Annotated in this window: 13 protein-coding genes and 1 pseudogene; 13 read left to right on the top strand and 1 reads right to left on the bottom strand. The window is 64.6% G+C overall.

Going from position 1 to position 16093, the window contains the following annotated elements:
* Positions 1 to 54: 54 nt before the first annotated feature.
* Positions 55 to 1359 (top strand): annotated as a pseudogene (locus VGL01_RS04065) (serine/threonine-protein kinase); the annotation flags it as partial.
* 14 nt (positions 1360 to 1373) lie between these two features.
* On the opposite strand, the gene VGL01_RS26090 reads toward VGL01_RS04065, so the two are convergent.
* A complete protein-coding gene (locus tag VGL01_RS26090) occupies positions 1374 to 1655 on the bottom strand; it encodes a hypothetical protein (RefSeq protein ID WP_414720168.1) in 282 nt (93 codons plus the stop codon).
* Between VGL01_RS26090 and VGL01_RS26095 the strand changes: the two genes are divergently transcribed.
* The 12 genes from VGL01_RS26095 (at position 1654) to VGL01_RS04120 (ending at position 16090) form a co-directional block, all read left to right on the top strand.
* Positions 1654 to 1995 carry a hypothetical protein gene (locus tag VGL01_RS26095; protein ID WP_414720169.1) on the top strand — a complete coding sequence of 114 codons (342 nt, stop codon included), beginning with the start codon at positions 1654 to 1656 and terminating at the stop codon, positions 1993 to 1995. The genes VGL01_RS26090 and VGL01_RS26095 overlap by 2 nt on opposite strands.
* Positions 1996 to 2059: 64 nt before the next feature.
* Positions 2060 to 3091, top strand: a complete 1032-nt coding sequence (gene tssA, locus VGL01_RS04070; protein ID WP_331567334.1) for a type VI secretion system protein TssA — start codon at positions 2060 to 2062, stop codon at positions 3089 to 3091.
* Between the two features lie 63 nt (positions 3092 to 3154).
* Positions 3155 to 3715: a type VI secretion system contractile sheath small subunit gene (tssB, locus tag VGL01_RS04075; RefSeq protein ID WP_331567336.1), complete on the top strand. Its 561-nt coding sequence runs from the start codon at positions 3155 to 3157 to the stop codon at positions 3713 to 3715.
* Entirely contained in the window at positions 3708 to 5216 is a 1509-nt protein-coding gene (gene tssC, locus VGL01_RS04080; RefSeq protein ID WP_331567338.1) for a type VI secretion system contractile sheath large subunit, read from the top strand. The genes tssB and tssC overlap by 8 nt, the downstream gene beginning before the upstream one ends.
* A gap of 32 nt (positions 5217 to 5248) precedes the next feature.
* The gene (locus VGL01_RS04085) at positions 5249 to 5740 is read left to right on the top strand and encodes a type VI secretion system tube protein Hcp (RefSeq protein WP_331567340.1); all 492 of its coding nucleotides are present in this window, start codon (positions 5249 to 5251) and stop codon (positions 5738 to 5740) included.
* Positions 5741 to 5788: 48 nt separating this feature from the next.
* Positions 5789 to 6334 (top strand): type VI secretion system baseplate subunit TssE, encoded by a 546-nt coding sequence (gene tssE, locus VGL01_RS04090; RefSeq protein ID WP_414720171.1) that lies wholly within the window; start codon positions 5789 to 5791, stop codon positions 6332 to 6334.
* Between the two features lie 4 nt (positions 6335 to 6338).
* Complete coding sequence (gene tssF / locus VGL01_RS04095; protein ID WP_331567344.1) at positions 6339 to 8210, top strand: type VI secretion system baseplate subunit TssF; 1872 nt, start codon at positions 6339 to 6341, stop codon at positions 8208 to 8210.
* Positions 8207 to 9367 (top strand): type VI secretion system baseplate subunit TssG, encoded by a 1161-nt coding sequence (tssG, locus tag VGL01_RS04100; RefSeq protein WP_331567346.1) that lies wholly within the window; start codon positions 8207 to 8209, stop codon positions 9365 to 9367. Before tssF ends, tssG begins: the two co-directional genes overlap by 4 nt.
* Positions 9360 to 12023: a type VI secretion system ATPase TssH gene (tssH, locus tag VGL01_RS04105; RefSeq protein WP_331567348.1), complete on the top strand. Its 2664-nt coding sequence runs from the start codon at positions 9360 to 9362 to the stop codon at positions 12021 to 12023. The genes tssG and tssH overlap by 8 nt, the downstream gene beginning before the upstream one ends.
* A gap of 14 nt (positions 12024 to 12037) precedes the next feature.
* Positions 12038 to 12562: a hypothetical protein gene (locus tag VGL01_RS04110; RefSeq protein WP_331567350.1), complete on the top strand. Its 525-nt coding sequence runs from the start codon at positions 12038 to 12040 to the stop codon at positions 12560 to 12562.
* Positions 12563 to 12630: 68 nt separating this feature from the next.
* Positions 12631 to 14811: a type VI secretion system Vgr family protein gene (locus tag VGL01_RS04115; RefSeq protein ID WP_331567352.1), complete on the top strand. Its 2181-nt coding sequence runs from the start codon at positions 12631 to 12633 to the stop codon at positions 14809 to 14811.
* Between the two features lie 13 nt (positions 14812 to 14824).
* Entirely contained in the window at positions 14825 to 16090 is a 1266-nt protein-coding gene (locus tag VGL01_RS04120; protein WP_331567354.1) for a hypothetical protein, read from the top strand.
* Positions 16091 to 16093: the final 3 nt, after the last annotated feature.

Consider the following 16093-nt stretch of genomic DNA (forward strand, 5'->3'; position numbering starts at 1 on the left):
GGCGAACCCGGGGCCGCGCCGAATCCGGCGCGGCCCGCATCGGAGAGGTTGCAGATGATGGATCAGCTATCCCGAGACACCATGGACCATCCACGCGGTATCGATACCGCCTCTCGCACGGGCGAAGACGACGCACGGGTCAGGCCGCTTCCCGTCGGGCATCGTTTCGGCGAGCTTCAACTGGATGCCGTGCTGGGCGTAGGCGGCTTCGGCATCGTATATCGTGCGTTCGATCGTGCTCTGCAGCGCGTCGTGGCGGTCAAGGAATACATGCCTTCCATGCTCGCCACGCGCGGGGGCGATCACACGGTCATGCTTCGCTCCGAACGCTTCGGCCAAGCGTTCGACGCCGGGCGCGCTGCGTTCGTCAACGAAGCAAGGCTGCTCGCGCAATTCGACGATCCGGGCCTCGTCAAGGTGCTGCATTTCTGGGAAGCGCACGGAACGGCGTATATGACGATGCCGTTTTACGAGGGCGAGACGCTCAAGCAGCGCGTGGCGCGCGGTGAACGCTTCGGCGAAGCGCAGTTGCGCGAGATGCTTGCCGGCGTGCTGGGCGCGCTCGATACGCTGCATCGCGCGCAGTGCTTTCACCGCGATATCTCGCTCGACAACATCCTCGTCAAGCCCGACGGCAAGCCGGTGCTGCTGGACTTCGGCGCGGCACGCAAGCTGATCGGCGATCTTGTCGACGATCGAGCCGTCATGTTGAAACCGGGCTACGCGCCGATCGAGCAATACACCGACGATCCGGCCTTCACGCAGGGTCCCTGGACCGACATCTACGGACTCGGTGCGGTCGTGCACGCCGTCGTGACCGGCGAGTTGCCGCCGCCGGCTGTCGTGCGCAGCATCGAAGACAAGTATCGGCCGCTCGTCGCGCGCCCATTGCCCGATCGCGAAAGGTACAGCGATCGGTTTCTCGCGGCGATCGACCACGCACTCGCCGTGCGCATTCCGGACCGGCCCGAATCGGTGGCTACATTCGCGGTCGAGCTCGGCATAGCGGGATTCGAGCGCGCGCCGCAGGTGCCGTTGCAGCGTGATCTAAACGCGCCTTCGACAGAGGCATCGACCACTCCTCCGTCTGCGCTCGCAGCGGCGGCGGCACCGGCACCGGCACCGGCACCGGCACCGGCCCATACGGAAGCGGATGCGAAAGCCTCCGATGCGAAGTCGCAGCCGCTGGATGCGAGCGTCGAAGCGCCGGCAACGCCGGACCCGGCAGTCGGCCCGCAACAGAAGAGTGCCGCGATGGGCACCGCCTCGCAACCGGAGCATGAATCGTCGAGCCCTCGCTCGGCCGACGGAGCGACGACCCAAGAACGTGCGGCTGCCGGCGTTCACCGCTTCGGCGGCAGCCGGTTCGCACTCTAAGGAGCGAGCGCGTTGGCCGTGCTGCTCGTCGCCGGCATCGTCGCGGCGTGGACGTCGCGGATTTCCCAGCGGGTATCGCCGCAAGCTGTTTCGACGATCGCCGGAAAAGCGGGCGCAACGCCGGCAATAAAAGGGGCGCCGGTTCCGCAGGCGCAGACGAAATCGGCAACGGCCTTTGCCGCGTCCGCGCCGACGTCTGCTGCAACGATGCTTCCGCCAGCCGCGAGCGCCGCGGCCGGTATGCCCGAGTACGCCGGCCGTTCGGCTTCCGACAGCATGGCCGCATCGGCTGCCACCGTGCCGGCGGCGAGCCTCGGCCCTTCAGAGACGGTCGTCGCCATTGCAACGGCGAGCGGCGCGACGGCCGCTCCCGTCGAAGAGCCGCCGGCTGCACCGAAGCCGCCGGACACGGTACCCGTGCGTTTCAAGATCCGCCCTTGGGGCGAGGTGTACGTCGGCGGCGCGAAACGCGGAGTCAGCCCGCCGCTCAGAACGCTGTCGCTTGCGCCGGGCGTGTATCAGATCGAGATCCGCAACGGAAATCTGAAGCCGCTGCGGCGCACGCTGAAGATCGAAGCGGGCGATCGGCCGGTCAGCATCGACTATGCCTTCGAATGAAAACCCATCCATCTCGCTCGACGTTGCAAAAAAAGCGTTCATGACCGCTCGACAAGGATTCGCCATGCAGTCCCCCGAACTGATTGAATCGATGCTTGCCGAAATCTCCGCCGATGCTCCCTGCGGACCGAATCTCGAGTACGACGACGACTACTTGAGACTGCGGCAAGTGGCGACCGGCAAACCCGAGCAGCAGTACGGCGAAACGGTGATCGCGGCCGAGCCGCCGGACTGGCTGGCGGTGGAGCGGCACGCGAGCGCGCTTTTTGAGCGGACCAAGGATCTGCGGGTTGCCGCGCTGCTCACGCGAAGCTGGACGGAGTTGAGCGGTATTCCCGGTTACGCCGATGGCCTGCAAGTCGTGAGCGAGCTCATCGAAAAGTATTGGGACAACGTTTATCCACCGCTCACCGAAGACGGCGAATACGACCCGACGCAGCGGATGAACGCACTTGCCGAGGTGGCCGGGCCGCTCGGCTGCGCGGGGGTTGCGCGCCAGCAGGCGATCGTCGTGGGCAGCTTCGGGAGCCTCACGGTGCGCGACGCCGAGCGCCTGCTCGACGGCGCGGAAAAGGATGTCGCGCACTACCCGGGCGGCCCCGAACGCCTGCGCGGCGACTTGCTGCGCGCACAGGCTGAATCGCGTTCCGAATTGCGCGCGGCGCTTGCGGCGCTCGACAGGCTCGAAGCGATTCGTGCGCGAGTGGCCGACAAGCTCGGCACCGAATGGACATTCGATACGAGCGACTTCGAAAGGGCCCTGCACCGAATCAGACGCGACGTGCTCGCTCCGTCGGCGAGCGAGCCGAGCGGACCTGTGTCCGCCGACGACGCAGATGCCGGCGCTATCGCAGCGACGGCAGCCGGCGGGGCGACGTGGCGAGAAGCCGAGCTCGCAAGCCGCGACGACGTACGGCTCGGCCTGGAGAAGATGTGCCGATATTTCGAAGTCCATGAGCCGAGTCATCCAGCGCCGATTTTGCTGCGCCGCGCGCAGCGCCTGCTGGGTCTCGACTTCTACGAAATCATCCGCGATCTCGTGCCGGAGAGCCTGGCGCACCTCGACGCGCTGGGCGGACAGCAGCGCACCGAGTAACGCCACCCTGGCGGCGATCGACGGTCATCAATGTCACTTCAGGACCTTACGAGGAGCATCGGAATGGCAAAACACAAAACCATGGCCAGCGGCCAGAAGTTCATCGCGCGCAATCGCGCGCCGCGAGTGCAGATCGAATACGACGTCGAGGTATACGGCGCGCAGCGCAAGGTGCAATTGCCATTCGTCATGGGCGTCATGGCGGATCTTGCAGGCAAGCGTCGCGAACCGTTGCCCGATCTCGCGGAACGCAAGTTCCTCGAAGTCGATATCGACAATTTCGACGAACGCATGAAGTCCATCGCGCCTCGCGTCGCGCTGCAGGTGCCCAACACGCTGACAGGCGAGGGCATGCTGAACGTCGACGTCACGTTCGAGAGCATGGACGATTTTTCTCCGGGCGCGATCGCACGCAACGTCGAAGCGCTGCGCCGGCTGCTCGATGCGCGCACCGAGCTGGCCAACCTGCTTTCCTACATGGACGGCAAGCAGGGCGCGGAGCAACTGATCGAGCGGGCAATGCGGGATCCGGCGCTGCTCGAGTCGCTCGTACGCGGAAAAGAGGCGAACACCGACGCGAGCGTACCCCTCGACGCCTCGCAACAGGAGGTCGGCCATGAATAAAGCCGCCGTCAGCCTCGATGCCGGAGCGGTATCCGATGCACCCGCCGTGGCGCACGACGAATTCGCTGCGTTGTTGCAAAAGGAATTCAAGCCGAAGACCCAACAGGCACGCGAATCGGTCGAGCGGGCAGTGCGTACGCTCGCGCAGCAGGCCCTCGAGCATGCCGTCGTCACGAGCGGAGATGCCTATGGAACACTGAAGCAGATCATTGCGGAGATCGACCGTAAGCTGAGCGAGCAGATCAACCTGATCTTGCATCATCGCGAATTTCAGGCGCTGGAAGGCGCGTGGCGCGGCTTGCATCATCTCGTCAACAACACGGAAACGGACGAGTTGCTGAAGATCAAGGTCTTGCCGGCCGCGAAGACCGAGGTGGCACGCACGCTCAAGCGCCACAAGGGCATCGGCTGGGACCAGAGTCCCCTCTTCAAGAAGGTCTACGAGGAGGAATACGGCCAGTTCGGCGGCGAGCCGTTCGGATGCCTCGTGGGCGACTATTACTTCGACCATAGTCCGCCCGACGTCGAGATGCTCGGCGAACTCGCGAAGATCGCGGCCGCCGCGCATGCGCCTTTCATCGGCGGCGCAGCGCCGGAACTGATGCAGATGGATTCGTGGCAGGAGCTCGCCAATCCGCGCGACCTCACCAAGATCTTCCAGAACACGGAATACGCCGCCTGGCGAGGATTGCGCGAATCGGATGACTCGCGCTATCTGGGGCTTGCGATGCCGCGCTTTCTCGCGCGTTTGCCCTACGGCGCGCGTACGAATCCCGTCGACGAGTTCGATTTCGAAGAGGAGACGGAAGCGGCGAATCACGACCGATACACGTGGGCCAATTCCGCCTATGCGATGGCGGTCAACGTCAACCGCTCGTTCAAGCACTACGGTTGGTGTTCGTCGATTCGCGGCATCGAGTCGGGCGGGGCCGTCGACGGCCTGCCGTGTCACACCTTTCCGACCGACGACGGCGGAGTCGACCTGAAATGTCCGACCGAGATCGCAATCAGCGACCGGCGCGAAGCGGAGCTTGCGAAGAACGGATTCATGCCGCTCGTGCACCGGAAGAACTCGGATTTCGCCGCATTCATCGGTGCGCAGTCGCTATTGCAGCCGGCCGAGTATCACGACCCTGACGCCACGGCCAATGCGCGTCTGTCAGGGCGCTTGCCCTACCTGTTCGCGTGCTGCCGGTTCGCGCACTACCTCAAGTGCATCGTGCGCGACAAGATCGGCTCGTTTCACGAGCGCGACGACATGGAGCGCTGGCTCAACGATTGGATCATGAATTACGTGGACGGCGATCCCGCGAACTCGTCGCAGGAAACCAAGGCACGCAAGCCGCTGGCGGCCGCCGAAGTCGTCGTCGAGGAAATCGAGGACAACCCCGGCTACTACACCTCCAAGTTTTTCCTGCGCCCGCACTACCAACTGGAGGGGCTCACGGTGTCGCTTCGACTCGTGTCCAAGCTGCCCTCCGCGAAGACGGGCCAACACTGAACATCAACTGACTTTCCTGACGGAGTAAAGAAATGGGCGTGGCAATGTTTATGAAGGTCGATGGCGTCACCGGCGAATCCGAGGATTCCCAGCACAAGCAATGGACGGACATCCAGTCGTTCTCCTGGGGGGCGAACCAGAGGGGGGCAATGGCAACCGGCGGTGGCGGCAACGCCGGCCGCGCGAGCTTCAACGACCTTTCCGTCGTGGCCTATATGGACAAGAGCTCGGCTGCGATCATCAAGAATTGCGCGAACGGCAAGCATCTGACCAAACTTGAAATCTCGGCCTGCAAAACGGGCGGCACCCAAATCGAGTTCATGCGAGTCACGTTGGAGGAGGTGCTCGTCACTTCGGCGCATGTGACGGGTGTCGATCCGGGCGATGCGGCCGATCGGCTGCTCATGAACTACGGCTTTCAGGCCGCGCGCGTGAAGAAGCAGTACTGGGAGCAGACCGATACCGGCGGCAAGGGCGCCGAGGTATCGGTTGGCTGGAACGTCAAGGAAAACAAGGAAATGTGACGGGTGAGGGGCGCGACCATGAACGACGCTGAGCACGACTTCTCCTCGATGCGCGGCACGCGCACCGCTCGCCGGGCGCGGGACCGTTTGCAGCCTGCGCTGCTCGATCGCTTGACCGATACGGCGCAGCGTCGAGGCACGGAGCCTTCCTACGCCGAATCGATCGGCGACGAGCGTCTGCGCTCGGCCGTTCTGCGCGACCTTGCGTGGCTGCTCAATACGAGCAACGCCGCGGATGGGATCGACGGCGTGTCGTTTCCCTATGTGCTTTCGTCGGTGCTCAACTACGGGATGCGGCCGTTGGCAGGCGTGCAGATGTCGGGGCTGGAGCCGTCCGATGTCGAAGCGTCGATCCGCGAAGCGATTCTTCGCTTCGAGCCTCGGATCGCGGCCGATAGCCTCGACGTGCGCTGCATCGGCAAGGGCGTGCCCGGCGAAACGGGTGAGAGCGGCGAGGCGAGCCCGCAGAACCTGCTGGCGTTCGAAATCCGCGGTCGACTCTGGTCGGTGCCCCGACCCGTCGATTTGCTGTTGCGCTCCGAACTCGATCTCGAGACGGGCGCGATGTCGCTGCAACCCATCCAGCGGATCTGATGCGATGGACACGCGCCTGCTCGAATACTACAACCAGGAACTCGCCTATCTGCGTGAGATGGGCGCGGAGTTCGCACAGCAGTTTCCCAAGGTGGCGGCGCATCTGCGCTTGCCGGAAGGCGAGCCGCCCGATCCGTACGTCGAACGGCTGCTCGAAGGCTTCAGCTTTTTGACCGCCAGGGTGCGGCTCAAGATGGATGCGGAGTTTCCGCGTTTCACCGAGGGCTTGCTCGAAAGTGTATGTCCCGGCTATCTGGCACCGCTGCCTTCGATGGCGGTCGTACGCTTCGCGCCGATGATCAATGAAGGCAGTCTCGCACGCGGCGTCCTTTTGCCGGCCGGTACGGCCCTCAAGGCGCGGCCGACAGACGGGGAGCAGACCGCATGCGAGTTCCGTACCGCGCACGATGTGACGCTGTGGCCGCTCGAACTCGCGCGGGTTGCGCTCACCGGTGCGCCGACGGACCTGTCGCTCGCGCATCCGGGCATCGCGCGCGAGGTGCGCGGTGCCTTGCGCATCCGCTTGAAGTTGCGCGGCGGGGCCACATTCTCCCAGTTGCCGCTGGATCGATTGATGTTTTATTTGGCGGGCCCGGAACGCATCGCGCTGCAATTGCTCGAGTTGGTCGGGGCGCATGCGCTGGGCGTCGTTTGCCACGAAGCGGGAAGTTCGCCGCGTTGGCAGTACCCGCTCGGCTCCGACGCGATCGTTCATGAAGGCTTCGGCGCGGAGCAGGCGCTGTTGCCTGACGACGGTCGTACGTTTCAGGGCTATCGGCTGATGCGGGAATACTTTGCCTTCCCGGCACGATTTCTGTTTTTCAGCATCAATGGGTTGCAGCCGGCACTTCGACGTGCGGCCGGCGACGAACTCGAACTGACGATTCTGCTCGACAAGCAGGAAGCCGCGCTCGAAAGCGCGGTCGGCACGGAGCATCTCGCGCTCAACTGCACGCCCGCCGTCAATCTGTTCGCGCGGCGGGCGGATCGCATACCCGTCGCGCCGCGCACACGCGAGCACCATGTCGTGGTGGACCGCGGCTGCCCGCTCGACTACGAAGTGCATACCGTGGAGCGTGTCGTCGGCCATCTGGATGCGGGCGAGCAAGCGCAAGCGTTTCGTCCGTTCCATGCGTCATATGCCGCCGACGGCGGAAACTTCGGCGCATATTGGTCGGCGCATCGCGAGCCGCGCCTCGTTTCGGCGCAGGCACGTGCAAACGGAAGCCGCACAGGCTATATCGGCAGCGAGACTTTCATCACACTCGTCGATGGGCAATGCGCACCGTTCGACGAGCGGATTCGCTATCTGTCCGTCGATACGCTGTGCACCAACCGCGATCTCGCGTTGCTGCTGCCGTCGGGCAGCGAGGCCGGGTTCACGCTCAAGGTTTCGGCGCCCGTGGAACGCATCGAAGTGCTGGCCGGCCCCTCGCGCCCCCGAGCACCGATCGCGCAAGGCGCCGCTGCCTGGCGTCTCATCAGCCATCTAGGGTTGGCCTACCAGGCGCTCACCGATCTCGACGAAGAGGAGGGGGCGCATCGCTTGCGTGAACTGCTGACGCTTCACACGGACGCGGCGGATGCGTCGGCGCGCATGCAGATCGACGGTATCCGCGGTGTCGCATACACGCCCGTGTTTCATCGCCTGCCGGGCGCCGGCCCGCTCATGTTCGGGCGCGGGGTGGAAGTTGCAGTGACGGTGGACGACCACGCGTTCTCGGGCGAGAGCCCGTATCTCCTCGGCGCGGTGATCGAGCAGTTCTTCGCGCGGCACGTCTCCATCAATACCTATAGCGCAGCGGTGCTTCGAAGCGTTCAGCGCGGCACGCTCGCGCGCTGGCCCGCACGCGTGGGCAGGCGGCCCACGATATGAACAGTGCACCGCTTCCTGCCATGCCCGCGTCCGACGATGGGCGACATGCCGCATGGTGGCAGCGTATGCGCGTCGCGCCGCACGCATACGATCTCTATCATCTGATGCGCTGGCTCGATGCGGCATCGGGCAGCGAGTTGCCTCTCGGTCGCGCGGTGCGCCTGCGGGACGAACCGGTGCGATTCGGCCAGCAACCTTCGCTTGCCTTTGCACCGGCGATGGTGGCCTCCGTGCATGAGTGCGATGAAACCGTGCCGCGCGTTGCCATTCACGGATTCGGGCTCTTCGGCCCGAACGGGCCCCTGCCGTTGCACCTGACCGAGTACGCGCGCGAGCGCGCCACGGCGTTCGACGATCCGGCTTTCGCTGCCTTTGCTGATCTCTTTCATCATCGGCTCATCGTCCTCTTCTACCGCGCGTGGGCCGATGCGCAGCCTGCCGTCAGTCTCGACCGGCCGGCACAAGCGCGGTTCGATGGGCATGTCGGCAGTCTGATCGGTCGAGGTGCGAGCCCGCATACGAACCCGTATCGCCCCGCGCTTCACGCGCAGTATTTCCAGGCCGGACATCTGGTGCGGCATACCCGCAACCCCGAAGGCCTGATACAGATCCTGCGGCGATATTTCGGCGTGCCCGTGCGCATCGTCGAGCATGTGCCGCGCTGGGTGCGGCTGGCGCCGGAGCAATGCTGCGCGATTCGCGCGACGGCCCGCACTCAGCCGCTCGGCGCAGCGGTGCTCGGCCGGGCGGTGCGCGACGGCCAGTCGCACTTTCGGTTGGTGCTCGGCCCGCTTTCGCTTGCCCAGTACCGGCTGTTCCTGCCCGGCGGCGAGTGGGCGCATCGGCTCGCCGAGTGGGTGCGCGAGTACGTCGGGATCGAATTCGCCTGGGATGTGCAGCTCGAGCTCGCTCACGACGAAGTCCCGGCGCTGGCTCTGGGCGATGCGCATGGACTCGGCCGAAGCGCCTGGGTCGGCCGCAGGATGACGACGAGTCCGGCGCGCGACCTCGTGCTCGATCCGGCTGCGCGGCGCGGCCGGCCCGGTGGCGCCAGCTCCGGGGCCCGTCAGGCGCCGCGGCCTGCGCCCGGCGGCGCCCGCCCCGCCGCAGAGGCCTTTTCCTCCCACCACAGTCTTGATGGAGACGCCATTGTCTGAAATCGGTCGTGTCGCCCTGTTCGGCAAACTGAACCCATTCCTCTATCGAGCGCTGGAGCAGGCCACCGCATTCTGCCGGCTACGGGGCAATCCGTATGTCGAGCTCGTCCATTGGCTGCATCAGATCGTGCAGCAGCCAAACAGCGATCTGCACCGCGTGCTGCAGCGTTTCGACATCGAGCCGGTCCGCATCGAGCAAGGGCTCATGGCTGCGCTCGATCGCTTGCCGCGCGGCGCCGGCTCCGTTTCGGACTTCTCAGGGCATGTCGACGAAGCGGTTGAGCGCGCGTGGGTGTATGCGACGCTTCGCTACGACGCGACGCGCATTCGCGGCGCGGTCCTGCTGCTCGGCATGCTGAAGACGCCAGGTCTCGCCAACGTGCTTTTTGCGGTCGCCCGCGAGTTCGGGCGGATCGCACCCGACGTCCTGGCCGACAAGCTGGAGCAGATCGTCGCGGGCTCGCCCGAGACGGCCGGCGAGGACTATGCCGCGGCGCCCGACGTCGAGGCACAAAAGCGAAGCGAAGGCACCGCATTGAGCCGCTTTGCGATCGATCTGACTGCTCGGGCGAAAGCGGGCGAGATCGACCCTGTCGTCGGGCGCGACAGCGAGATCCGGCAGGTCGTCGACATTCTGTTGCGCAGGCGTCAGAACAACCCCTTGCTCGCAGGCGAGGCCGGAGTCGGCAAGACCGCGGTCGCGGAGGGGTTCGCATTGCGCATCGTCGCCGGTGAAGTGCCCCCGCCGCTGCGCGACGTGACGCTGTATATGCTCGACATCGGCCTGTTGCAGGCTGGCGCCAGCGTCAAAGGCGAATTCGAACGCCGGCTGCGCGAGGTGATCGACGAAGTCATGTCGAGCGCGCGACCCATCATTCTCTTCATCGACGAAGTGCATACGCTGATCGGTGCGGGCGGTACGGCCGGCACCGGCGATGCGGCGAATTTGCTGAAGCCCGCACTCGCGCGCGGACATCTGCGCACGATCGGCGCGACGACCTGGTCGGAGTACAAGAAATACATCGAAGCCGACCCCGCGCTGTCGCGTCGTTTCCAGGTCGTGCAGGTGCACGAGCCGAACGAGGCGGCCGCATTGCGGATGCTGCGCGGGCTCGCGCAGCGGATGGAGGCGCACCATCGCGTGCTCGTGCTCGACGAAGCGCTCGATGCCGCCGTGACGTTGTCGCACCGCTACATTCCCGCGCGACAGTTGCCCGACAAAGCGATCAGCCTGCTCGACACCGCATGTGCACGTGTGTCGGTCAGTCAGCACGGTGTGCCGGCGCCGCTGGAAGACGCACGGTCGCGCATCGACGGTCTGCGCGCCGAGCGGGGGCTGCTCGAGCGCGAGCGCACGCTGGGCATGGCGGACGCGGTCCGCCTCGACGAGATCGAGGCGTCGCTCGCTCGCGAGGCCGAAACGCTCGCGCAGTTGGAGGAGCGCTGGTCGGCCGAGCGAGCGGCGATCGAGCGAGTCGTCGGTTTGCGGGCCGAGCTGCTGAGCCAGGATGCCGAAGGTGCGGCGGCTGCGGCGGGTGGGTCCGACGCGTCCGATCTGGCCGACCAACAGCGACGACTCTCGTCCGCGCTGCGCGACCTGGCTCAGTTGCAAGGCGAGAGTCCCCTCGTGCTTGCGTCGGTCGACACGCATGCGGTCGCTTCCGTGGTGGCGGACTGGACCGGGATTCCGGTTGGCCGCATGGTCAAGAATGAAACGGAAGCGGTACTGAAGCTGGGCGATACGCTCAACGAGCGCGTCATCGGGCAGGCTCACGCATTGGAAACCATCGCGCGGCGCATCCAGACCGCGCGCGCGCGCCTCGACGATCCAGTCAAGCCGCATGGCGTCTTTCTGCTGTGCGGACCGTCGGGAGTCGGCAAGACCGAGACGGCGCTCGCGCTCGCGGACACGCTCTATGGCGGCGAGCACAACCTCGTCACGATCAACATGAGCGAGTTCCAGGAGGCGCACACCGTCTCGACGCTCAAGGGCGCGCCGCCCGGTTATGTCGGCTATGGCGAGGGCGGCGTGCTGACCGAGGCCGTTCGGCGCCGGCCGCACAGCGTGGTGTTGCTCGACGAAGTGGAAAAGGCGCATCGCGATGTCCACGAAATTTTCTTTCAGGTCTTCGACAAGGGCCGGATGGAAGACGGCGAGGGTCGTTTCATCGACTTCCGCAACACAGTGCTGATCCTTACCTCGAATGTCGGCTCGGAACGGGTCATGCAGCTGTGCCGCGACCCCGAGCGGTTGCCGGATCCGCAAGCACTGACCGACGCACTGCGTGCGCCGCTGCTCGACGTTTTCCCCGCGGCGCTGCTGGGCCGCCTGACCGTCGTGCCGTACTACCCGCTCGCCGACGCGATGCTCTCGCGGATCGTCGAGCTGCAGCTTCGACGCATCGAGCGCCGCGTCGAGACTCAGCATCGCATTCTCCTGACGTGCGCGCCGTCGGTTACGGCGCTGATCGCCGAACGCTGCCGCGAGATCGAATCGGGCGGCCGAATGGTCGATGCGATCTTGACTCACACGCTCTTGCCCCGCATCAGCCAGGCACTGCTGCGGGCGACGATCGACGGCCGCGTGCTCGCGGCGATCGAGGTCGATGCGGAAGACGGCCAGTTCGTCTATCGCTTCGACGACGCTTCTTTTTAAATTGGGAGGTAGCAATGAACGGAACATGGAGCTTCGGCAATCAGCGCGGCCTGGGCAAGCTGCCGGGCGGCAACGCCGATTGCGGTCAGCATGCCGCCGGCGGCGTGGCAGGCGGCTACATGGTCGGATCGATCGATCCTTTCGGCGGCGCCGATCAGCCGTTGGCATATCGTACGCCCAGCACTTTCGATCGCGACGCGCACGGCCTCCCGGACGGCTTGTTCAGGATTGTTCCGATACCGCCACATGCACAGGCCGTCGCCTATCTGAACAAGGCGACCGGTGCATTTCATTACGCAAGGATCACAGGTCAGACGTTGACGCAAACGGACGCCAATCAGGCGCACCGGCCCGGCATGGGCGGCACCTTTCTGCGTTTCGGACGAGGGCCGAACGGAACTGTGTCCCTGGACAACCTGGTCGCCCAGCGCGGTGTACAGCCGATTCAGGAAATGCCCGATTTGAACGCCTTCGTCAATTATTGCGGCCAGCACTACGATCTGCAAAACGGGCTTTTCTTCTTTTGCAGATTCAATTGAACGCCATGACGCTACGAAATGGTGCTCGATGATTGGCACGGACTTCATTGCGCAACGAGAGAGTCTGCATGTCTCGGATTTTCACGCTCGATAGCCCGTTCGGCGATCAGTTGATCTTTCGCCGTCTGACGGGCAACGAAGGCCTGAGCGAGCCGTTCGAATTGACGCTCGATGCGTTGGCGGAAAGCCATAGCCTGCCGTTGCAGTCGCTGCTCGGCAAGCCTGTCACGATCGAGATCGAGGAGCAAGGCGGACAGCGGCGCTATCTGAACGGATTGGTTGCTCGTGCACTGATGGGCGGCCGCGAGGCCGACCGTCACTACCGGTACGAGCTTACGCTGCGTCCGTGGCTGTGGCTCGCCACGCGCCGTGCCGACTGTCGGATATTCCAGCTCAAGAGCACGCCGCAAATCGTGCAGGAGGTGCTCGCACCGTACGGGTTTCCGCTCGAAAACCGGCTGGCGTGCAGCTATCCGCCGCGCGAGTACTGCGTGCAGTACAACGAAACCGATGCGGCGTTCGTCTCACGGCTGATGGAGTTCGAGGGCATCTACTATTACTTCGAACATGCATCCGGCCGCCATACATTGGTGCTGAGCGATGCGCCGAGCGCGCATCGCCCGCTGCCAGGGTACGAGTCGATTCCATTCATCGGGCCCGACCGGATCGCGATCGCCGATGAGGAGCATATCGCCGGATGGTGGCCCGCGCAGGAAATCCATTCGGGCCGGCACGAACTGAACGACTATGACTTCAAGAAGCCGCGCGCGGATCTGCTTGCGCGCCGGGCCGATCCGCTCGGCTACCGCCATGACGATCTTCCCGTGTTCGAGTGGCCGGGCGGCTATGTCGACGGCGCACAAGGTGAGCGCTACAGCCGTGTTCGTCTGGAAGAACTGCAAGCGGAGCATGACCGCGCGAGCGGCTACACGAATGCGCGCGCGATGGCGCCGGGCTATTTATTCAATTTAACGCGGTGTCCGCGGGCCGATCAGAATCGCGAGTACCTCGTCGTGCGGTGCCGCTACCTGTTTCAGGAAAACGCCTACGCGACAAAAAGCGGCGATAGCGAGGTGACGCACGAGACCCAGTTCATCGCGCAGCCGTCGAGTTTGCCGTATCGCGCACCGCGCCTCACGCCGAGACCGCGCACGAACGGCCCTCAAACGGCTGTGGTGACCGGGCCCGCCGGCGAGGAGATTTGGACCGACCAATACGGACGAGTGAAGCTGCAGTTCCACTGGGACCGCTATGGCCGGCGCGACGAAAACTCGTCCTGTTGGGTGCGCGTATCGAACCCCTGGGCGGGCGGCGGCTTTGGGGGAATACAAATTCCGCGGGTCGGCGACGAAGTCGTCGTCGATTTCCTCAACGGCGATCCCGATCATCCGATGGTGACGGGGCGCGTCTACAACGCCGAGCGAATGCCGCCGTGGGGCTTGCCGGCCAGCGCGACGCAAAGCGGGTTGCTGTCGCGTTCGACGCCCGGCGGAACGGTCGCACATGCGAATGCACTGCGTTTCGAGGACCGCAAGGGTGCCGAGCAGTTGTGGATGCATGCCGAACGCAACTTCGATGCGGAGACCGAGCAGGACCACACGTTATCGATCGGACACAACCATACGCATTCGGTCGGAAACGACGAGACGATGCAGGTGACCAACAATCGGAAGCGAAGTGTCGGTCAGAACGAGACGGTGAGCATCGGGCAGCATCGCATGGCCACGATCGGTGGCAACGAGACGCATACGGTGGCAGGCAGCCGCCAGCGTGAAGTCGGACAGGCCGAAACCGTCAAGATCGGGGCGGACCGGCAAGCGACGATCGGCGGCAGTCATACGGAGCACGTCGTGCACAACAAGACCGCGACGATCGGCCAGCTTTATCACACCACCACTCGGCAGATGAAGACGACTGTCGCGGCCTCGCATATCGAGGAGATCGGCGAGCGGACATCGTCGATCGCACATGCGCATGTGGTCAACGTGGGTGCGGCACAGTCGGTCAACGTGGGCAGCAATCACACGATGACCGTGGGCAAACGGGTACTCGTGAGTGCGGGCGACGAACTCGCGCTCGTTTGCGGCAGCGCGAGCATTACGCTGAAGAACGATGGCACGATCCAGATCATCGGTGTGACCGTCGAATCGGTCGGATCGAGCAGCCACAGCATTCGCGGCACGACGGTCACGTCGTCTGCAACGGGCGAGCACACGGTCGAGGGCGTCGTGTTGAAGCTGAATCCCTGAGAGACCGGCGCCCATGCAGAATTGGCAACCCACGAATCCGGTCGAACGCAGGTTCATGATTGCGCACGCCGATTGGCTGCGCTTTGCGAACGATCGCGATGCGCGGCTGATGATCTGGCAAACGAACGAAGCCGATGCGCAGCTCGTGCGGCTTTATTTTCGGGCGCAAGAGGAGCTGTCGTGCGCGGTCATTCGCTTGCGCTCGGAGTATCTCGATGAAGCGCGCTATGCGCATGCGCTGACGAACGAGATCGTCCGGTTCTACGACAGTCGACGAGATGCATCGAACGCACAGGGGATGCGAGCCGACTGGCAAGCTCCCCCTTATCGGGGCACGGATCCGATCCTGCATTTGCTGAGCGTGTCCGATAGCCTCATGCAGCGTCATCCGGACATTTTCCCGGCACTGATCTTCGTGCTGGAGCCGGCGCAGATTCATGACGAATCGGCGTTTTCGGGTTGGCTCGGGAAACTGCTTTCGGTCTTGAAGACGGCGCCGCGGCTTGGCGAGCGCGTGCGATTCGTTTTGCCGCGCACGGGTGTCGAGTCGTTGGCGCCTCTTGCCGAGCGACATAGAAACGTGGTGTGCCTGGCGCGCGGACAGTACACGATGGCGAGCGTGCCACGCGAGTTGCTCGCGGAATCGGGCGAACGCGGAGCGAGCGGCCAGTTTCGGCGCCTTTTCGTGGAGCTTGGCGAAACGGTCGGATCAGGCGATCCGGCGACGCTCGAGCGGCTGCGCACACAGGCGCTCGAGATCTCCGAGCGTGAACGGTGGTTCGATCAATGTACGGTCGTGCATTTGATCTCGGGTGCTGCGTATCTCAAGTGGCGCGACCATGCGCGAGCGATCGATGCTTATCGGAGTGCGGCTCGAAGCGGCGAGCAGGCCGTGGAAGCCGGGCATCCGGCGGGCCACAAGCTCGTCGCCCACGGATTGTTCGGCGAGGCGAGTGTGCATTTGACGCAGAAGGCGTTCGCATTGGCAGCGTATTGCTATGAGCGCGCCGCAGCTTCGATGAGCGCAGCGAAGGACGCGCTGATGACGGTCGAAGCATGGCGCATGAGCGCAGTGTGCTGGGAGAGGGCGGGCGAGCGCGAGCATGCGCTCGAGGCCGGTTTCAACGCGCTCGATGCCGGCCTGTCGATCGATGAATCGATGCGCGTGAACAGCAATTTGCGGCTCGTCGTCGAATGGATGGTGTCGAAAGTCGGAGCGTTCGATCGGCGTCGCGGCGAGTTGACCGAGAAAGTCGCGGCTTTGAGCGTAGGACGGTGAGCG

This window comes from Trinickia sp. (assembly GCF_036503415.1).
Classification (GTDB): Bacteria; Pseudomonadota; Gammaproteobacteria; order Burkholderiales; family Burkholderiaceae; genus Trinickia.

What these genes read in the sequence shown, in the direction of transcription:
- VGL01_RS26095 (WP_414720169.1), top strand. Translation starts at nt 1,654, where the DNA reads ATGGCCGCATCGGCTGCCACCGTGCCGGCGGCGAGCCTCGGCCCTTCA.
- VGL01_RS26090 (WP_414720168.1), bottom strand. Translation starts at nt 1,655, where the DNA reads ATGCTGTCGGAAGCCGAACGGCCGGCGTACTCGGGCATACCGGCCGCG.
- tssA (WP_331567334.1), top strand. Translation starts at nt 2,060, where the DNA reads ATGCAGTCCCCCGAACTGATTGAATCGATGCTTGCCGAAATCTCCGCC.
- tssB (WP_331567336.1), top strand. Translation starts at nt 3,155, where the DNA reads ATGGCAAAACACAAAACCATGGCCAGCGGCCAGAAGTTCATCGCGCGC.
- tssC (WP_331567338.1), top strand. Translation starts at nt 3,708, where the DNA reads ATGAATAAAGCCGCCGTCAGCCTCGATGCCGGAGCGGTATCCGATGCA.
- VGL01_RS04085 (WP_331567340.1), top strand. Translation starts at nt 5,249, where the DNA reads ATGGGCGTGGCAATGTTTATGAAGGTCGATGGCGTCACCGGCGAATCC.
- tssE (WP_414720171.1), top strand. Translation starts at nt 5,789, where the DNA reads ATGCGCGGCACGCGCACCGCTCGCCGGGCGCGGGACCGTTTGCAGCCT.
- tssF (WP_331567344.1), top strand. Translation starts at nt 6,339, where the DNA reads ATGGACACGCGCCTGCTCGAATACTACAACCAGGAACTCGCCTATCTG.
- tssG (WP_331567346.1), top strand. Translation starts at nt 8,207, where the DNA reads ATGAACAGTGCACCGCTTCCTGCCATGCCCGCGTCCGACGATGGGCGA.
- VGL01_RS04110 (WP_331567350.1), top strand. Translation starts at nt 12,038, where the DNA reads ATGAACGGAACATGGAGCTTCGGCAATCAGCGCGGCCTGGGCAAGCTG.
- VGL01_RS04115 (WP_331567352.1), top strand. Translation starts at nt 12,631, where the DNA reads ATGTCTCGGATTTTCACGCTCGATAGCCCGTTCGGCGATCAGTTGATC.
- VGL01_RS04120 (WP_331567354.1), top strand. Translation starts at nt 14,825, where the DNA reads ATGCAGAATTGGCAACCCACGAATCCGGTCGAACGCAGGTTCATGATT.